This window comes from uncultured Sneathiella sp. (assembly GCF_963973085.1).
Lineage (GTDB): Bacteria > Pseudomonadota > Alphaproteobacteria > Sneathiellales > Sneathiellaceae > Sneathiella.
Genome location: NZ_CAXAXA010000002.1, coordinates 590691 through 606754 on the forward strand (window position 1 = coordinate 590691; position 16064 = coordinate 606754).

Sequence of the window (16064 nt, forward strand, 5' to 3'; positions counted from 1 at the left end):
GATGGCAATAGTCAAAACACAACGCCATGCGGATATGCCGCCCCCTGTCTCACAGACCGGTGTTATCGGCTGGATGCGGGAGAATCTGTTTTCGAGCCCGTTGAATACCCTTCTGACCGTCGTCTCGATTTATGTGGTCTGGTGGGCGCTCAGTGCGATCGTTTCCTACGCCTTTATCAATGCGAACTTCGTCGGTGAAACCCGCGATGACTGCACGGGCAGCGGCGCCTGCTGGGTCTTTATCAAGGCCCGCTGGGGTCAGATCATGTACGGCTTTTACCCGGTGGAGGAACGCTGGCGCGTCGATGTCGGCTATGTTCTGGCGGCGATCGGCCTGTTCACGGTTCTCTCGGATGTGGTCAAGAACAAGAAATGGCCGGCGATCTATACGTTCGTTGTCGTGCCGGTTGCCTGCTACTTCCTGTTCTACGGTGGCTATTTCGGATTACCGGAAGTCGAAACCTCGCAGTGGGGCGGATTGTTCCTGACCCTGGTGCTGGCCTCTGTCTCGATCTTTGTGGCTCTGCCGCTTGGGATCGTACTGGCACTTGGACGGCGATCGACCATGCCGATCGTGCGGATGCTTTGCGTCGGCTTTATCGAGCTGATCCGCGGGGTGCCGCTGATTACGGTGCTGTTCATGGCCTCGGTCATGTTGCCGCTGTTTTTGCCGGAAGGGGTGAATTTCGACAAGCTCATCCGGGCGCTCGTCGGCATGTCGCTCTTCTCCGCGGCCTATATGGCCGAGGTGGTGCGCGGCGGTCTGCAGGCCATCGGCAAGGGTCAGACGGAGGCGGCAAACTCGCTCGGCCTCGGCTACTGGCAGTCGATGGGGCTGATTGTCCTGCCGCAGGCGCTCAAGATTTCGATTCCCTCTATCGTCAACACCTTCATCGGCCTGTTCAAGGATACGACGCTGGTGCTGATCATCGGGCTGTTGGATCTGTTGAGTATTGTCAAGGCCGGCACAACGGATAAGGAATGGGTCGGAATGGCGACCGAAGGCTATGTCTTCGTGGCCGCCACTTTCTGGGTCTTCTGTTTCGGGATGTCACGTTATAGCATCTGGTTGGAGAACAAGCTCCATACCGGTCATAAAAGATAGGAGGGCGGAAATATGAGCGAAGCTGCCATGACTCAAGAACAAAGCGATGTTGCCATCCAGATTATCGGGATGCACAAATGGTATGGGGATTTCCATGTCCTGAAAGACATCAACCTGAGTGTTGAGCGGGGTGAGAAAATTGTTGTCTGCGGGCCGTCCGGTTCCGGTAAGTCAACGATGATCCGCTGTATCAACCGGCTGGAAGAGCATCAGCAGGGCCAGATCATCGTCGACGGGATCGAGCTGACGAGTGATGTGAAGAAAATCGATGAAATCCGCCGCGAGGTGGGCATGGTTTTCCAGCATTTCAACCTGTTCCCGCATCTGACGGTTCTGGAGAACTGCACGCTGGCACCGATCTGGGTGCGCAAGACGCCAAAGGCGGAAGCCGAGGCAACGGCAATGAAGTTCCTGGAGCGGGTAAAAATCCCCGAGCAGGCGATGAAATATCCGGGCCAGCTTTCCGGTGGTCAGCAGCAGCGCGTGGCGATTGCCCGCTCGCTCTGCATGAACCCGCGCATCATGCTGTTCGATGAGCCAACTTCGGCTCTGGACCCGGAAATGATCTCGGAAGTGCTTGATACGATGATCAGCCTCGCCGAGGAAGGCATGACCATGATCTGCGTGACCCATGAAATGGGCTTCGCCAAGACGGTCGCCGACCGGGTGCTATTCATGGACGCTGGCGAGATTATCGAGCAGGCCCCGCCGCAGGAATTTTTCGAGAACCCGCAAAGCGAACGGACCAAGCTATTCCTCAGCCAGATTCTCCACAACGGTTGATAAGTCGTTCAGACAAAAGAAAAAGCCCGGTGATTTTACCGGGCTTTTTTGTGTCCGCTAAGGTTGGGGCCTAGCTCCCCGCGCCGAGGGATTTCCAGTACTTCGTGTTGAGTTTGCCGATCATCCGGTCGTGCCAGCTTCCCAAACAGCCGCGGAAGCTGAGGCTGCCGGCGGCGGTGCTTTCATAACAGTCCCGGACGACGGCATTTGCGTTATCTTTTGCGCTAGCCTCGAAGCCGGAGCGGCTGCTGACGGAATGAAAGCCGGCCCGGGCGGCGTCGCGGATCTCATCGCTTGCGCGCCCCCGTTCCGGCAGGCGGTTGATGGCCTGACTGATCAGCTCGGCGGCGCCCTTCTTGTTGGTGTCGCGGTCAACGAGCTGCGTGGCGGCCTCGCGCAAGGGGCCGGTGGCGAGCAGGATATCCTCCTCCGTCTGCGGGTCCACGTCATTCTCTATGGGGAGCGGGACGAGCGAGAGGTTCTCCGGCACGGCAATACTGACCGCGAGCGGGCCGTATTTGTTCAGCTCCGTTTCACGGAAGGTGAGGCGGACGGCGCTATGGCCGCGCGCGGCTGTTATCGACACCGGCAGATGGGCGAGGGAGATTTCCTGCCCGGCGGGCGTGGTGCCGGTCAGGTCGAAAAAACGGTCGCCATGCACGTAATATTTTGCGCCGGGATTGGGGGAGGCGCGATGCTCCTGCAGGCAGATAGTGGTCAGCTCCACAGTGCATTCCCCGCGCTCACAGGTGACGGGAAGCGCCAGATCCGTCTGGGCGACCGCAAGAATCTGCGGTGCGGCGAGAGCCGGAGAGGCGGCCATTGCCCCAGTCAGGGCGGCAGCGGTAAAAAGGGACAGGCGTAGATGTTTGTTCGGCGATGTCATCGGAAGTCTCCCGCAGTATGAAGGGCGGACATATATATCAGGATAAACTGATACGGCGCGCCGGTCAATGTACTCGCCACGTCACGTCTTCGCGATCAGGCTTCCTCGATGGGCTCGATCTCGACTTCCCGGCGGCGGATCGGCTCGAACCCGGCGCGCTGATACATCGGCAGGGCCTTGGGATGATCGAGGGTGCAGGTGTTGATGGTGACCTTCTCCGGCTCCTTGAACCAGGCCTGCTCCAACGCCCAGTTCAGGAACCAGGGGCCGAGTTTGCGTCCGATGAATTCCGGCATGATCCCGAAATAGGCGATATCAACCGCCTCCGGCAGATCGGCGCTGTTGATCTCGACGAAACCCGCGGGCACGCCTTCCATATAGAGCACATAGAGTTCCGTTCCCGCATGGGCGAGGATTTCCGCGAGCTCATCATCGGAAATCCGCTTGCGGTCGACCCAGCCCCAGTCCCGCCCGACCGTATCGTAGAGAAAGCGATAAAAGGAGATGGTGGGATTTTCCGCCCGGATGATGGCATGGGGCGTGGCGGGTGGAGGCGGCGGGGCAGCGGTTCCCCGCTCCGTCATTTCAAGAAAGGTGATCGTCACAGGCCATCTGCCCTCAGGGGTCGGCTTGGGAGGACGTTTCAGAGACATGGCTACGTTCCGGTATCGACAGGCTGATCTTCGTCAAGAGCCCATTCGGTCCAGGAACCGTCATAAACGGCGACCCGGTGATGGCCCAGTAAATGCAGGCCGAAAGCAAGCACACATGCCGTCACGCCTGACCCACAAGAGGTAATTACCGGTTTCTTAAAGTCAATGCCTGATCTATCAAAAATTGTACGAAGGGCCTCGGCATCTTGCAGGGTTCCGTCGTCCCTGTTGAATAGTTCGGTGAAGGGCAGGTTGAGCGATCCGGGGATATGGCCGCCGCGCAATCCCTCACGCGGTTCCGGCTCATCTGCGGTGAAGCGTCCGGCGGAGCGGGCATCGACAACCTGCTCCCGTGCCATGCCGATATTGCGAGCGATCTGGTCCTTCTCGCGCAGCAGGAAGCTGTTGATGCGGGCGGTGAAATGGCGTTCCGCCGGTTTGACGGGGGCATCGCTGACCGGTCGCCCCTCCGTCTTCCATTTCGGCAGGCCACCGTCGAGAATGGCGACATCCTGATGACCGAACAGGCGCAACAGCCACCAGGCGCGCGCCGCACTGACAATGCCGAGTGTATCGTAGATCACGATGCGGTTGCCATCACCAAGACCCAGCTTGCGCATGCGGCTCGAAAATTTTTCCGGGCTTGGCACCATATGCGGGAGGGGATTGTCGGTATCGGCTATCTCGTCGATATCGAAGAAGACGGCGCCCGGAATATGCTCGGCCTCATATTCGGCGCGGGGATCGCGCCCGGTTGCCGGCATGTGCCAGGAGGCATCGACAACGCGCACATCGGGCGCCTCCATATGCTCTGCCAGCCAGTCGGTGGAGACGAGAGAGGTTGGGTTTACATAGGACATATTGCTTCTTCCACGCTTTCTTGCGGGACCCCTGCGAGTTATCGGTTCCTGTTTACTATTCTGCGAATTCTAGCGATACCCGTCGGTTTTGCCGACCCTTCTTTTCAATTTTTCTGACCCGGACGGCACCGATCTCGGATGTGTTGCGGACATGGGTGCCGCCGCAGGGCTGCAAATCGACGTCAGCCACCTTGATCAGCCGGATTTTCCCGGCCCCGCGCGGCGGCTGGACAGACATGGTTTTTACAAGCTCGGGCTGGGCGTCGAGCTCCTCCTCGCTGATCCAGTCGCTGGTCAGCGTAAGATTTTCGCCAATTATCCGGTTAAGTTCCGCCGTGATCTCCTCCTTGTCGAGGGTCGCCTCGGGCAGGTCGAAATCAAGCCGTCCCTTGCCGTCGGAGACTTGCCCGCCGGTCACCGGATAGGGGAGCACGGCAGAAAGGAGATGCAGGCAGCTATGCATGCGCATCAGGCGGTGGCGGGTGTCCCAGTCAATCTCGGCGGTGACGTTGGCACCGACCTCGGGAAGGGGGCTGCCTTCCGCCGGGACATGAACGATCTCATCCGGGGTGTCGCCCTTTACCGCCGTGGCAATCTCGATCACCGTGCCATCGCCGAGGGTCAGCGTTCCCTTGTCACCGGGCTGGCCGCCGCCGGTCGGATAGAAAACGGTCTGGTCGAGAAGGATGCCGCCGCGGTCAGTCACGCCGGTGACCACCGCCGCCGTTCGGGTCAGATAGGCGTCGTCGCGAAATAGCGGTGTTGTCATTGCTGGCTCCGGATCGTTGGTTAGCGCGCGCCGGACAACCAGGGGGCCACCGGCAGGTTCTTTTGCCGAAGCATATCAACGTCCATCAGTTTGCTAAAGTACTTTTGCGCGGTATCGCAGAGAACCGTGACAATGGTATGTCCGGGCCCCATGTCCCTGGCCATGCGAATCGCCCCGGCGACATTGATTCCGGTAGAGAGGCCCATTTGCAGGCCCTCATGGATATTAAGGTCATAGAGCACATCGAGGGCTTCCACATCGTCGATCTGGTACGGGAAGTCGATCTCTAGCCCTTCCAGATTGGCGGTAATGCGCCCCTGGCCGATACCTTCGGTGATCGAGCTGCCTTCCGATTTCATCTCGCCATTCTTGTAGTAATTATAGAGCGCAGCGCCCATGGGATCGGCGAGGCCGATCTTGACGCCGGGGTTCTTTGCCCGAAGTGCTGTCGCGACCCCGGCCAGCGTGCCACCGCTGCCGACCGCGCAGATAAAGCTGTCCACCTTGCCGTCTGTCTGGTTCCAGATTTCCGGGCCCGTGGTGTCGATATGGCCCTGACGGTTGGCCACATTATCGAACTGGTTGGCCCAGATGACCCCGCCCGGATGGGTTTTCGCCATTTCCTCCGCCAGGCGGCCGGAATATTTGATGTAGTTGTCCGGATCCTTGTAGGGTTTGGCCGGAACCAGGCGCAGATCAACGCCGCAATAGCGCAGCAGCGCCTTTTTCTCGTCAGTCTGGGTTTCGGGCATGACGATGACGGTCTTATAGCCCTTGGCGTTGGCGACCAGCGCCAGGCCGATGCCGGTATTGCCCGCCGTGCCCTCGACAATCATGCCTCCGGGCTTCAGGAGGCCCTTTTCCTCGGCATCCTTGATGATGGCGAGGGCCGCACGGTCTTTGACCGATCCGCCGGGATTGAGGAACTCGGCCTTGCCGAAAATGTCGCATCCTGTCGCCTCGGAGGCGGCAGTGAGGCGGATGAGGGGCGTGTTGCCGATGCTGTCGATAAAGTCTTTGCGGATTTCCATGATGCCGATCTGTGGTTTTTTGGGATTACCAGTGTATTACTGTTAATCTGGCGATATACCATCGGCTCGTCAAGATACGAAGCGCAAATAAACGACAGCCGGGGTACCGGTCGCGCCGCACTGAAAAAAGCGTTAGCAGGGGTAGAATATTGACGGAACTATATCAATCATCTATAATATAAGCTGTATTTATACAAATTTAATTTTCATAAATCACTATGCAGACCCGGTTTACCTGATTTGGAGTTGACCTTTCTCTACTTGAAACACGGCGTTGGGAGCTCCGGGATCAGGTATGCGTTATCGATTTCCGACTATCCAGAGGCTGCATGGGATTGACAGAATGCGTCCCCCCGCTGGATGGCAGTCAACAGAAATAATCAAGTCTATATTTGGGATTGAGAGGTAATATGACATTCGAAGACAGCGGACCCCGCAATTTGCGGGAACCACGGATCTTGCCCAAAGTGGCGGTTCGTCTGCCGGTGGCGATCCCCGCCCGACCCATAAAAAAGCGCTGCGCCACACAGCAGGTCGAGGCGCACGGGCGATCCGGACAGAGAGGATGCCAGCAGGGAGGCACCCGATTCTATTCGATACTGACGGAGGAGCAGATTCGCACGGTCGAGATGATTGCCCGTGGATTCCAGTATCGTACTTCCGGCATCGGGATGCGAACGCAATCCTTCTCCGCGCTCCCTCCGTCCACCGGTAGTATCGAGGAGCGGCAGTCCGATCTCGTGCGGCGGTTCATGCGCTGGGCGGTGAGCACCCAGAAGGAAGGCCTTTCCGTCGCGGCTGTTCTGGATATAATTGTGTTCGGGAAAAGTTTCCGTACCGTCGATCGGGAACGGCAGAAACGGAACGGTTTCGCACGGTCACAGCTTCTGGACAGTCTTGAACTCTACGGACGATGCCCGAAATAAAACACTAAAAGATAGAAAATATATTGACAGACGGGGAACATTAGTGTAGACTTTTTCTCATAGTCGGAAATTGGGCCCGCGGAAACTAAAAAATTTTCGCGGGCCTTTTTATTTGCGCATCACATTGTTATAAATCGTATAAAATATCTGATTTGACCAAATAACTTTACATATCGAAAAACTGATTCGGATTTCAACGTCCGTCTATACAGATATTCTCATTCAGTGAAATACACTTAATAATAGTAATTAAAATATAAAATTTTATCCATTTTAAGGCGCAATGAATGAAAACAATTGAGTTACTTAAGGAAGCCCTGAACAACAAACTATGGCGGCGGAGTACGGCGCTTCCCTTGCTGGAAGAGATCAAGAAGGCGGGACGTATCAATGATATCGTCGCGCTGCTGGGCTCCGTCTTTCAACGTAAGGAGGAGGAGACCATCCGCCGTTTTGTTGCCGATGTCTTCGCCGGGGAAATTCTCGAAATCGCCGACAGCGCCAATGACAATGCGGCGACCCCGGGCGAGGTAAAAGAGGATGTCTCGCGCTCCAAGCTCAGGATCGATACCCGCAAATGGCTGATGGCGCATCTCGCCCCGGCGCAGTATGGCGATGGCGCGGCGGCAAATGACAAGGGCAAGGGCAGCTTCTTCGCGCCGCGCCTGTATATACCGGAAAATGGACGTGATTAAGCCGCAGCCGGGCCCGCAGGAAATGTTCCTCTCCAGCCCGGCGGATATCGCCATCTATGGCGGTGCGGCGGGCGGCGGCAAGAGCTTCGCCCTGCTCATGGAACCGCTCCGCCATGTGGCAGCAGGCGGTTTTAGCGCTGTGATTTTCCGCCGCACGTCGAAACAGGTGAAGAATGAGGGGGGGCTCTGGGATGCGTCCTGTGGCCTTTACGGTACTTTAGGCGCCAAGGCGAAGGAAAGCGAGCTCAGCTGGAAATTCCCGAGCGGCGCCTCCATCAGTTTTGGCCATCTGGAGCATGAGAAGAACAAATATGACTGGCAGGGATCGGAACTGGCTTATCTCGGCTTTGACGAGCTGACCCATTTCACCGAAAGCCAGTTCTTCTATCTTTTAAGCCGCAATCGCTCGGTCAGTGGCGCGGCGCCCTATGTGCGGGCGACCTGCAATCCCGATGCCGACAGCTGGGTCGCGGATTTTATCCGCTGGTGGATCGATCCGGAGACGGGCTATCCGGTCCCGGCACGTTCAGGCAAGCTGCGCTGGTTCGTGCGCGATGAGGATACTCTCGTCTGGGGCGATGAAAAGATTGCGCTGGAGAAAGCGCATCCAGGGAAAATCGCCAAGTCGGTGACCTTTATCGCCGCACGGATTGAGGATAACAAGATTTTGATGGAACGGGACCCGGGCTATCGCGCCAATCTCGCCGCGCTCTCGACGGTGGATCGGGAACGGCTGCTCTCGGGCAACTGGAAAATCCGTCCCGCCGCGGGCGCCTATTTCCGCCGCAGCTGGTTCCCCGTTGTCATGGCCGCCCCGGCGGAGGCACGGCGTGTGCGCGGCTGGGACCTCGCGGCCAGCCATGCCGAGGCGGGCGTGCAACCTGACTGGACGGCGGGCGTGCGCCTTGCCCGGGACAAGGACGGCGTTTTCTATATCGAGCATGTGGAACGGCTGCAGGGCACCCCGAACGAGGTCGATCGCACCATCTATAATCTCGCGAGCAGTGACGGGCGGGAGACGACCATCGCCCTGCCGCAGGACCCGGGGCAGGCGGGCAAGTCGCAGGCTTTGGCGCTGGTCCGGCTGCTTGCCGGGTTCCGGGTGAAAAGCCAGCCGGTGACCGGTAGCAAGATCGTCCGGGCGATGCCGTTCTCGTCGCAATGCGAGGCGGGCAATGTAAAACTGGTGACGGGGCCGTGGAACGCGGATTTCCTGAATGAGCTGGAAAATTTCCCGACGGGCCGCCATGACGACCAGGTGGATGCGGTCTGCGAGGCGTTTAACCTGCTCACCCAACATAGTCAGAAATCACAACAGGATATGTACTCATGAACGATCCGTCCAAAACCTCCCCGCTCTATGACGGCATGGCGGCGAAATGGTCGCTGCCGCAGGCTCTGATGGGCGGGACCCTCGCCATGCAGGCGGCGGGCACGCGCTTCCTGCCGCGCCATCCGGCGGAAAACAGTGCGATCTATGCGGAACGGGCGAGCCGGTCTTTTCTGCGCAACTATTTCCGCCGCACGGTGCAGAAGCTGGTCGGGCGGGTCTTTGCCGAACCGCTGATCATCTCCGAGGATATGCCCGACGAGCTGGTCAATATTCTAAAGAATATAGATCTGGTCGGGCGCGGCGTCAATGTCTTTGCCCGCGACTGGTTCGAGGATGCGATGGTTTCCGGCCTGTCCCATGTGCTGGTCGATTTTCCAAGCGCAGCGGCCGGCGCGTCGCTGGCCGAGGAACGCGAGAACGGCGCCCGGCCCTATGCTGTGCATGTCCGTGCGGACCAGTTGATCGCGGCGCAATGGGATAGCCGGGGCGGCGATAAGATTTTGACGCAGATCCGCATCCGCGAGAAGGCGGTGCGCTATCACGGGTTCGAAGAGATGGAGCAGGAGCAGATCCGCGTGATTGAGCCGGATAACTGGCGGCTCTACCGGCAGGACAAGGCCGGGAAATGGATCGAGGCTGAGGCCGGCGACAACAGCCTTGGCCGCATCCCGCTGGTCACGCTCTATACGGCGCGCAAAGGATTTCTGCTCGCCGATCCGCCGCTTGAGGATTTGGCGTTCCTCAATCTCGAACATTACCAGATCCGCTCCGACCAGCGAAACGCACTCAATGTCGCGTCTTTTCCGATCCTCGCGGCGAGCGGCTACAATCCGGAGATTGACGGCCCGATCGAGGTCGGCCCCAACAAGGTGCTGACGACAACCGAGAGCGAGGGCAAATATTACTATGTCGAAAGTTCCGGCGCGGCGCTGGAGGCGGGGGCGCGGGAACTGGAAGCACTGGAGCAGGCGATGAACCTGTTCGGCCTGCAGTTCGAGACGGCGAAGCAGGCGGAAACAGCGACCGGCCGGGCGCTGGACGCCGCCGATGCGCTCTCCCCGCTCGGCACCATGGCGATGAACCTGGAGGACAGCCTGAACGCCATGCTGGCGCTGATCGCCGACTGGATGAACCAGCCGGTGACCGGCACCATCGGGATCAGCGCCGGGCTCAAAGCGCAGAAATCCGGCGCGGCCGATCTCGACTTCCTGATGGAAGCGCGACGGCTCGGCGATGTCGGCAAGGAGGAACTTTTGCGCGAAGCGAAGGCGCGCGGGCTGCTGACCGACAGCTTGAAGGTGAATGCAGCGCCTGTCTGACCTGATCCCGGACCCGATCCGATTTTTCGAAACACAGCCCCGTTTTCCGGGGCTTTTTTATTGAGGTTGCCATGTTTGATTTTCCTGAATCTATCCCTGATCTTGCCGACGTTCCCGAAAGCTACCGAAGCCTGTACCAGCCGGGGGAGGAGGGGTTCACCCTCGATCCCGTGCTGGCAGAAAAGCTGGATGTTTCCGGCCTTCTTTCGGCGCTTGAGAAGGAACGTGGCTCCGGTCAGTCGCTGGAGAAGGAGCTGAAGGCTTGGCGCCAGCTTGGGACCGACCCTGAAACCGCCTGGGCCGAGAAGGCAAAGGCACTCACGGCGGAATTCACGGAACAGTTCGATGCGGTGCTTGCGGCGAAAGATGAGGAAATCGCGCGGCTGAAGGAAAGCAACGCAGAATTCCTGATCACCACGCAGGCGCATGACGCGCTCCTGAAGGCAGGCGGCAGCATTGAACTGCTCATGCCGCATATCCGGAGTGCCGTTGAGCTGGTTGAAGACGGGGGAGCGGTCAGCCTTCGCATCCTCGGCACTGACGGGAGTATACGCGAAACATCGGAAGGTGTTCCGATGACACTCCCCGAGCTTGTCGCCGAAATGCGAAACTCCCCCGTCTTCGCCCGCGCCTTCGATCCCACGGGTAATCGCGGTACCGGCATGGACCCGGCCGGCGGCCCGGTCCAGCGCTCCACCATCAACGGCCATAACCAATGGGCATTGAATACGCGCATCGAGGATATCGCCGCCGGGAAGGTGTCGGTCTCTCTTTAGCGCATAAGTCCGCGGGATGCGGCATCCGCCCGGGACGGGCAGTGACAGTCTTTCAACAATCCCAATTAACGGAGATAAAAAATGGCAAATGATATCTCGGCCGCCATGCCGAAAATCCTCGCCCGCGGCCTGATGGCCCTGCGCGAGCAAACCGTGATGCCGCGCCTCGTCAATGGCGACTTCAGTGCCGATGCGGCGCAGAAGGGCGACACTATCGATGTGATCCTCCCCTCTGACTTGACGGCGGAGGATGTAACCCCGGGCACCACCCCGCCGACCCCGACCAGCTCGACCCTTGAGAAAGTGCAGATCGAGCTGAACAACTGGAAGAAGGCGGATTTCTATCTCACCGACAAGGAGATGATGGAGGTCGATGCGCGCGAAAGCTTTATGCCGGTGCAGGCGAGCGCCGCGATCCGGGCGCTGGCCAATGCGGTCAATCAGTCGATCCATGCGCAATATACTGGCATCTATGGCTTTGTCGGCGCGGCGGGCACGACGCCCTTCGCGACGGACGCAAGCGATGCGACGGCGGCGCGCAAGCTGCTGATGGAGCAGAAGGCCCCGAAGGAATTCCGCTATGGCGTGCTCGACTTCGATGCGGAATCAAACGCGCTCGATCTCGCGGCCTTTGCCGATGCCGACCGGGCGGGTAGCAATTCCGTCAAGATCGACGGCGAGATTGGCCGCAAATACGGGATCGACTGGTACAGCGACGATCATGTCGCCACCCATGTCACCGGGGCGGAAGGCACGACGCTGGTGAAAGGCGCTTCGCAAACCGGTTCCACGCTCATTGCCGACGGTTTCACGACCAAGGCGTCCGTTGGCGACATCTTCACCATCGACGGCGATACCCAGCAATATGTCGTACTCGCCGCGACGGATCTGTCGGGCACGGAATCGACGCTGACCATTTCTCCGGCGATTACCTCCGCTCCGGCCAACGATGCGGTGATAACCTTCGTCGATGACCATGTGGTCAATCTGGTGTTCAACCGCGACGCTTTCGCCTTCGCCAACCGGCCGCTCGCCTACAGCACGCAGGATATGGGGCTGGGTAGCCAGATTATGTCGATGACTGATCCGGAGACGGGCCTCTCGCTGCGCCTGGAGGTCTCGCGCCAGTACAAGCAGGTGGTCTGGGAGTTCGATATCCTCTGGGGTGTCGCGCTGGTCCGGCCGGAACTGGCCGTCCGCCTCGCGGGCTAACCGACCGGGGGAGCGGCGCATCCCGCCGCTCCCCTTTTTCTTGAAAGATCTAGCAGGAAGACATCCATGACCTTGATAACCGAAACCGGTAGCGGCGTCACCGGGGCGACGAGTTATGTCTCCCTCTCCGAGGCCGACAGCCATTTCACGGCGCTCGCTCATGACGACTGGACCGCCGCCGCCGATGGGGCGCGGGAACAGGCGCTCATCCGGGCGGCCCTGCATATCGATAGCTATCTCTATCCCGGTGTCGTCCTGGAGCCGGATCAGGGGCTGAAATGGCCCCGGAGCGGCGCCTATGACAATGACGGCCGTGCCATCACCGGCATTCCCCATGCGCTGCGCACGGCGGCGCTGGAACTGGCGGCACTCTTCCTCGCCGACGGTGACGGCCTCGATACGCGCCAGCCGGTGCGGCAGAAAGTCGGCCCGATAGAGGTAACGTATGAGGAGGGGAAGAAGCGTATGAGCTTTGTCTTCCGCCTGTTGCAGCAGATCGGCGCGCGGGTCTCCACGAACAATCTGGTACGGGGGTAGGCCCATGCGAAATGAAACGATCCGGCGCATGGTGCGCGACCTCTTCGATACCGTGGGGGAGGTGGCGGTGAGCGCAACCCTCCGCCAGAAAACCCAAGGCGATTATGAGCCCGGCAGCAGCACGGAAGAGACCACAAGCGATATCGCTATCCGCCTCGTGCGGACAGAGAAAAGCCTCTCCGATGGTGCAAATGCGGACGGTACGCCCATCGACCCTTCGCTGCATCATGCGCTGATCGAATGCGAGACTGTCAAGCCGAAGGTTGATGATGACCTGATGATCGATGCCGAGACTTTCACATTGCTTCAGGTGGTTGCCGCCGACACCGGTGCGGGCATCCTTTACGAGGTGAGGTACCAATGAGCTATCGAGAAATTCAGGCGGCGCTCGATGCGCGGCTGAAAGCCTATCAGAGCGAGGATGTGGCCTTTCCCGCACAGCCCTATTACCCGGCCCATGGCAAGGCCTATCTGGAGGTTAAATTCCTGCCCGCCCCGGCGGAGGGGATTTTCCTAGGATCCGGCGCGGTCGAGCTGCATACGGGCGTGTACCGCATCACCGTGCATGACGCCGACATGATCGCCGCCCAGAGCCGGATCGATGCCTTGCGCACGCATTTCAACAAGGGGCGCGTACTGACCTTTGAGTCTGTGGACGTTCATCTCGACGGCGCGGCGGTCGGCGCCAATGAGGGCGACCTCAAGAAAGTCGTCCTCCCGCTTCTCATTTCCTGGCGCAGCTATTTTTAAGGAGCCAACATAATGACATTTGCCACCGGAGCCCGCCACGGGCTGAGCTATATCGCGGAGGAGACGTTCGGCACGACGCCGTCCTCCCCGGACATGACGACCTTTCGCCATACGGCCTGCAGCCTTGGCCTCAGGAAGACAACGCTGGAAACGGCGGAAATCCGGAGCGACCGGCAGATTTCCCACTTGCTGCACGGCCAGAAAACCGTCGCCGGGGATATCGATTTCGAACTGTCCTATGGCGCCTTCGATGATATCCTTGCCGCCCTGATGCAGTCGGACTGGTCGTCGGATGTGCTGAAAGCAGGTGCGAGCCAGCCGAGCTTCACCTTCGAGCGCGGCTTCACGGATATCGGACAGTATCAAATCCTGACCGGCTGTGTGATGGATCGCTTGCGATTTTCGGTCCGGCCGGACCGGCTGGTGAGCGGGAAACTCTCGGTTCTCGGGAAATCCTCAACGTTGGCCTCTTCCTCCCTCGATGCGTCGCCAACCGCGGCCGCGAGCAATGACCCGATGGACAGTTTCTCAGGATCGCTCACCGAGGGAGGCGCGGCCATGGGCATCGTCGCCGGGCTCGACCTTGTCATCGATAACGGGCTGGAGCAAGCCTTCGTGATCGGCGATGCGGAAGCCGAGGCCCTGCTGGCGGGGTCGTCCCGGATCACCGGCGAGATCGTCACCTATTTCGAGGATGCGGGCCTGCTTGAAAAGTTCGTGGACCGGAGCGAAAGCAGTCTCACCATTACCTTTAGCGGGGCGGGCGGTAGTCTGGCGTTTGAGCTGCCGCGCATTGTCTATACCGGCGCAGAGAACCCGGCGCTTGGCGCAGGGCCGATCACGCTGTCGCTGCCCTTCACCGCGCTCTATGATGAGACGCAAGCGACCAATCTTAAAATCACCCGGACAGCCCCGTAAGGAGAGAGCATGCCAAAGAATGTATTTGACGTGGCGGCCTTCGATCTGCAGGCCCGCAGCGAGGAGGGCGCGCCGCTGACCCTGCGCCATCCGAAGACGGGAGAGAAACTCCCCGCCGTGATCTGGCTGCAGGGGGAGGACGCGGAGAATTACCGCAAGTGTCTTCGGGCGCAGATTGATCGTCAGATCAGCGAGCGCAAGCTGGAACTGAGCGCGGCGGAGCTGGAGGAACGGCTGATCGAACGGCTGGTCGCCATTACGCAGCGCTTCGAGAATATCGAGCTGAACGGCGTGCAGTATGATGGTTCGCCAGAGAATGCGAAGAAGCTCTATCGCGAACAGCTCTGGATCCGTGACCAGGTGGTCGCCTTTGTGGAGGACCGGGCAAATTTTTTGCCCTAGCCGCCGCCGTTCTCAAGGTCTGGGTAAAATACCAGCTCTGGCTGGCGGCGGATGTTGGTGGCGGGATGAGCCGCCGCGCGGCCTTTGCGCAGGTGGCGAAAGTGACAGGAAAGGCTCCGGCGTCGGCGGAGACCTCGGCCCGTCTGCCCGGCTGTCTCCGGCATCTGTGGGACTGGTTTGTCGCCCTCCTGCCGGTCTATGCGGTGGAGGAGGGGGCGGTGCGCCCGGCAGAGCTTGCCGCCGACATCAAAGCCCGCTTTGGAATGCGGGCGACCGGGTTCGAGATCGGCCTCCTCCTCGACCTATTGGAACTCTGGCGGACGCAAGTCCGCCCGGAACAGGAAAAGGATTAACGAAATGGCGCAAAGAACGACCCCGTCGCGGCTCGGTCTGCAGATTGAGACTGACGGCCTTGAGGCGGCGCTTAAAAGCCTCGATCTCTTAAGCGAGAAATCGCGAAAAGCCGAGACGGAAGCGCGCGCTCTCACCCGGCAGTTCGGGGGGCTAAAGAACGATCTGGCAACGCCTGGGAAGGGCGGCTTTGTCGATCAGCTCAGCCAGGGCCTGGCCTCCGCAAAGACGGAGCTGGTCAGCCTCGGGGACTTCGGCGGCAGGATTGCCGGGAAACTCGGCGATGCGTTTGGGTCTGCCTTTGAGAAGCTGTTGATCTCGGGCAAGGATTTCAAGTCGGTCCTGAAAGGGCTGGAGAAGGACCTGATCCGCCTTGGCACCCGCACGCTCACCTCGGCGGCGGGGAAGGGCCTTGGCGGCTCCGGTGGGGCGCTCACCGATCTCGCCGGGGCGTTTTTCGGCGGCAGCGGTTTGCTCACCAGCCTGATCCCGGGATTTGCGAGCGGCGGGCAGTTCACGGTTGGCGGCGCCGCGGGCGTGGATCGGAATCTCGTACCGCTCCGGCTCACCCGCGGGGAACGTGTCACCATCGAGACCCCGTCGCAGCAGCGGAGTAGCGGCGCCACAGCCGCGCCGGTCATCAATATGGCCTTCAACATCTCGACCCCCGATGCCGCGAGTTTCCGCCTCAGCCAGTCACAAATACAGGGCGAGGCGCTCCGGCAGGCGCAGCGGGCCCTCAACAGAAACGGATAACA

20 protein-coding genes are annotated in these 16064 nt (G+C 59.9%); 15 read left to right on the top strand and 5 right to left on the bottom strand.

What is annotated here, in order from left to right; all coding sequences use genetic code 11:
• Position 1 precedes the first annotated feature (1 nt).
• Together AACZ19_RS07105 and AACZ19_RS07110 are read left to right on the top strand one after the other, a co-directional pair.
• Positions 2-1105, top strand: coding sequence for an amino acid ABC transporter permease (locus AACZ19_RS07105; protein WP_339632405.1), 1104 nt, complete (start codon positions 2-4; stop codon positions 1103-1105).
• Between the two features lie 12 nt (positions 1106-1117).
• A complete protein-coding gene (locus AACZ19_RS07110; protein WP_339632407.1) occupies positions 1118-1888 on the top strand; it encodes an amino acid ABC transporter ATP-binding protein in 771 nt (256 codons plus the stop codon).
• A gap of 70 nt (positions 1889-1958) precedes the next feature.
• Here the strand turns inward: AACZ19_RS07110 and AACZ19_RS07115 are convergent, their stop codons facing one another.
• The 5 genes from AACZ19_RS07115 to AACZ19_RS07135 all read right to left on the bottom strand — a co-directional run bounded on the left by AACZ19_RS07115 (position 1959) and on the right by AACZ19_RS07135 (position 6087).
• Positions 1959-2774: a hypothetical protein gene (locus AACZ19_RS07115; protein ID WP_339632409.1), complete on the bottom strand. Its 816-nt coding sequence runs from the start codon at positions 2772-2774 to the stop codon at positions 1959-1961.
• A gap of 95 nt (positions 2775-2869) precedes the next feature.
• Positions 2870-3427 carry a GNAT family N-acetyltransferase gene (locus AACZ19_RS07120; RefSeq protein ID WP_339632411.1) on the bottom strand — a complete coding sequence of 186 codons (558 nt, stop codon included), beginning with the start codon at positions 3425-3427 and terminating at the stop codon, positions 2870-2872.
• A 2-nt stretch (positions 3428-3429) separates the two neighbouring features.
• Positions 3430-4287 (bottom strand): 3-mercaptopyruvate sulfurtransferase, encoded by an 858-nt coding sequence (gene sseA, locus AACZ19_RS07125; RefSeq protein ID WP_339632413.1) that lies wholly within the window; start codon positions 4285-4287, stop codon positions 3430-3432.
• Between the two features lie 55 nt (positions 4288-4342).
• Positions 4343-5056: an alanyl-tRNA editing protein gene (locus AACZ19_RS07130; protein ID WP_339632416.1), complete on the bottom strand. Its 714-nt coding sequence runs from the start codon at positions 5054-5056 to the stop codon at positions 4343-4345.
• Positions 5057-5076: 20 nt separating this feature from the next.
• Positions 5077-6087: a cysteine synthase A gene (locus tag AACZ19_RS07135; protein WP_339632419.1), complete on the bottom strand. Its 1011-nt coding sequence runs from the start codon at positions 6085-6087 to the stop codon at positions 5077-5079.
• Positions 6088-6497: 410 nt separating this feature from the next.
• Here AACZ19_RS07135 and AACZ19_RS07140 point away from each other — a divergent pair, with 410 nt between their 5' ends.
• The 13 genes from AACZ19_RS07140 (at position 6498) to AACZ19_RS07200 (ending at position 16062) form a co-directional block, all read left to right on the top strand.
• A complete protein-coding gene (locus tag AACZ19_RS07140) occupies positions 6498-7013 on the top strand; it encodes a hypothetical protein (protein WP_339632421.1) in 516 nt (171 codons plus the stop codon).
• Positions 7014-7300: 287 nt separating this feature from the next.
• Positions 7301-7708, top strand: a complete 408-nt coding sequence (locus AACZ19_RS07145) for a hypothetical protein (RefSeq protein ID WP_339632423.1) — start codon at positions 7301-7303, stop codon at positions 7706-7708.
• A complete protein-coding gene (gene terL / locus AACZ19_RS07150) occupies positions 7701-9041 on the top strand; it encodes a phage terminase large subunit (protein ID WP_339632425.1) in 1341 nt (446 codons plus the stop codon). Before AACZ19_RS07145 ends, terL begins: the two co-directional genes overlap by 8 nt.
• On the top strand, positions 9038-10360 hold the full coding sequence (locus AACZ19_RS07155) for a DUF4055 domain-containing protein (protein WP_339632427.1): 1323 nt from the start codon (positions 9038-9040) through the stop codon (positions 10358-10360). Before terL ends, AACZ19_RS07155 begins: the two co-directional genes overlap by 4 nt.
• A gap of 71 nt (positions 10361-10431) precedes the next feature.
• Positions 10432-11136, top strand: coding sequence for a hypothetical protein (locus AACZ19_RS07160; RefSeq protein ID WP_339632429.1), 705 nt, complete (start codon positions 10432-10434; stop codon positions 11134-11136).
• A gap of 81 nt (positions 11137-11217) precedes the next feature.
• On the top strand, positions 11218-12348 hold the full coding sequence (locus tag AACZ19_RS07165; RefSeq protein WP_339632430.1) for a P22 phage major capsid protein family protein: 1131 nt from the start codon (positions 11218-11220) through the stop codon (positions 12346-12348).
• Between the two features lie 66 nt (positions 12349-12414).
• Positions 12415-12885, top strand: a complete 471-nt coding sequence (locus AACZ19_RS07170) for a DnaT-like ssDNA-binding protein (RefSeq protein WP_339632432.1) — start codon at positions 12415-12417, stop codon at positions 12883-12885.
• A gap of 4 nt (positions 12886-12889) precedes the next feature.
• Positions 12890-13249, top strand: coding sequence for a hypothetical protein (locus AACZ19_RS07175; protein WP_339632434.1), 360 nt, complete (start codon positions 12890-12892; stop codon positions 13247-13249).
• The gene (locus AACZ19_RS07180; protein ID WP_339632436.1) at positions 13246-13635 is read left to right on the top strand and encodes a phage tail terminator-like protein; all 390 of its coding nucleotides are present in this window, start codon (positions 13246-13248) and stop codon (positions 13633-13635) included. The genes AACZ19_RS07175 and AACZ19_RS07180 overlap by 4 nt, the downstream gene beginning before the upstream one ends.
• Positions 13636-13647: 12 nt before the next feature.
• Positions 13648-14553, top strand: coding sequence for a phage tail tube protein (locus AACZ19_RS07185; RefSeq protein ID WP_339632438.1), 906 nt, complete (start codon positions 13648-13650; stop codon positions 14551-14553).
• Between the two features lie 9 nt (positions 14554-14562).
• Positions 14563-14955, top strand: a complete 393-nt coding sequence (locus AACZ19_RS07190; RefSeq protein WP_339632440.1) for a hypothetical protein — start codon at positions 14563-14565, stop codon at positions 14953-14955.
• Positions 14956-15020: 65 nt separating this feature from the next.
• Positions 15021-15308, top strand: a complete 288-nt coding sequence (locus AACZ19_RS07195) for a hypothetical protein (RefSeq protein WP_339632442.1) — start codon at positions 15021-15023, stop codon at positions 15306-15308.
• A gap of 4 nt (positions 15309-15312) precedes the next feature.
• Positions 15313-16062: a hypothetical protein gene (locus AACZ19_RS07200; RefSeq protein ID WP_339632444.1), complete on the top strand. Its 750-nt coding sequence runs from the start codon at positions 15313-15315 to the stop codon at positions 16060-16062.
• Positions 16063-16064 lie beyond the last annotated feature (2 nt).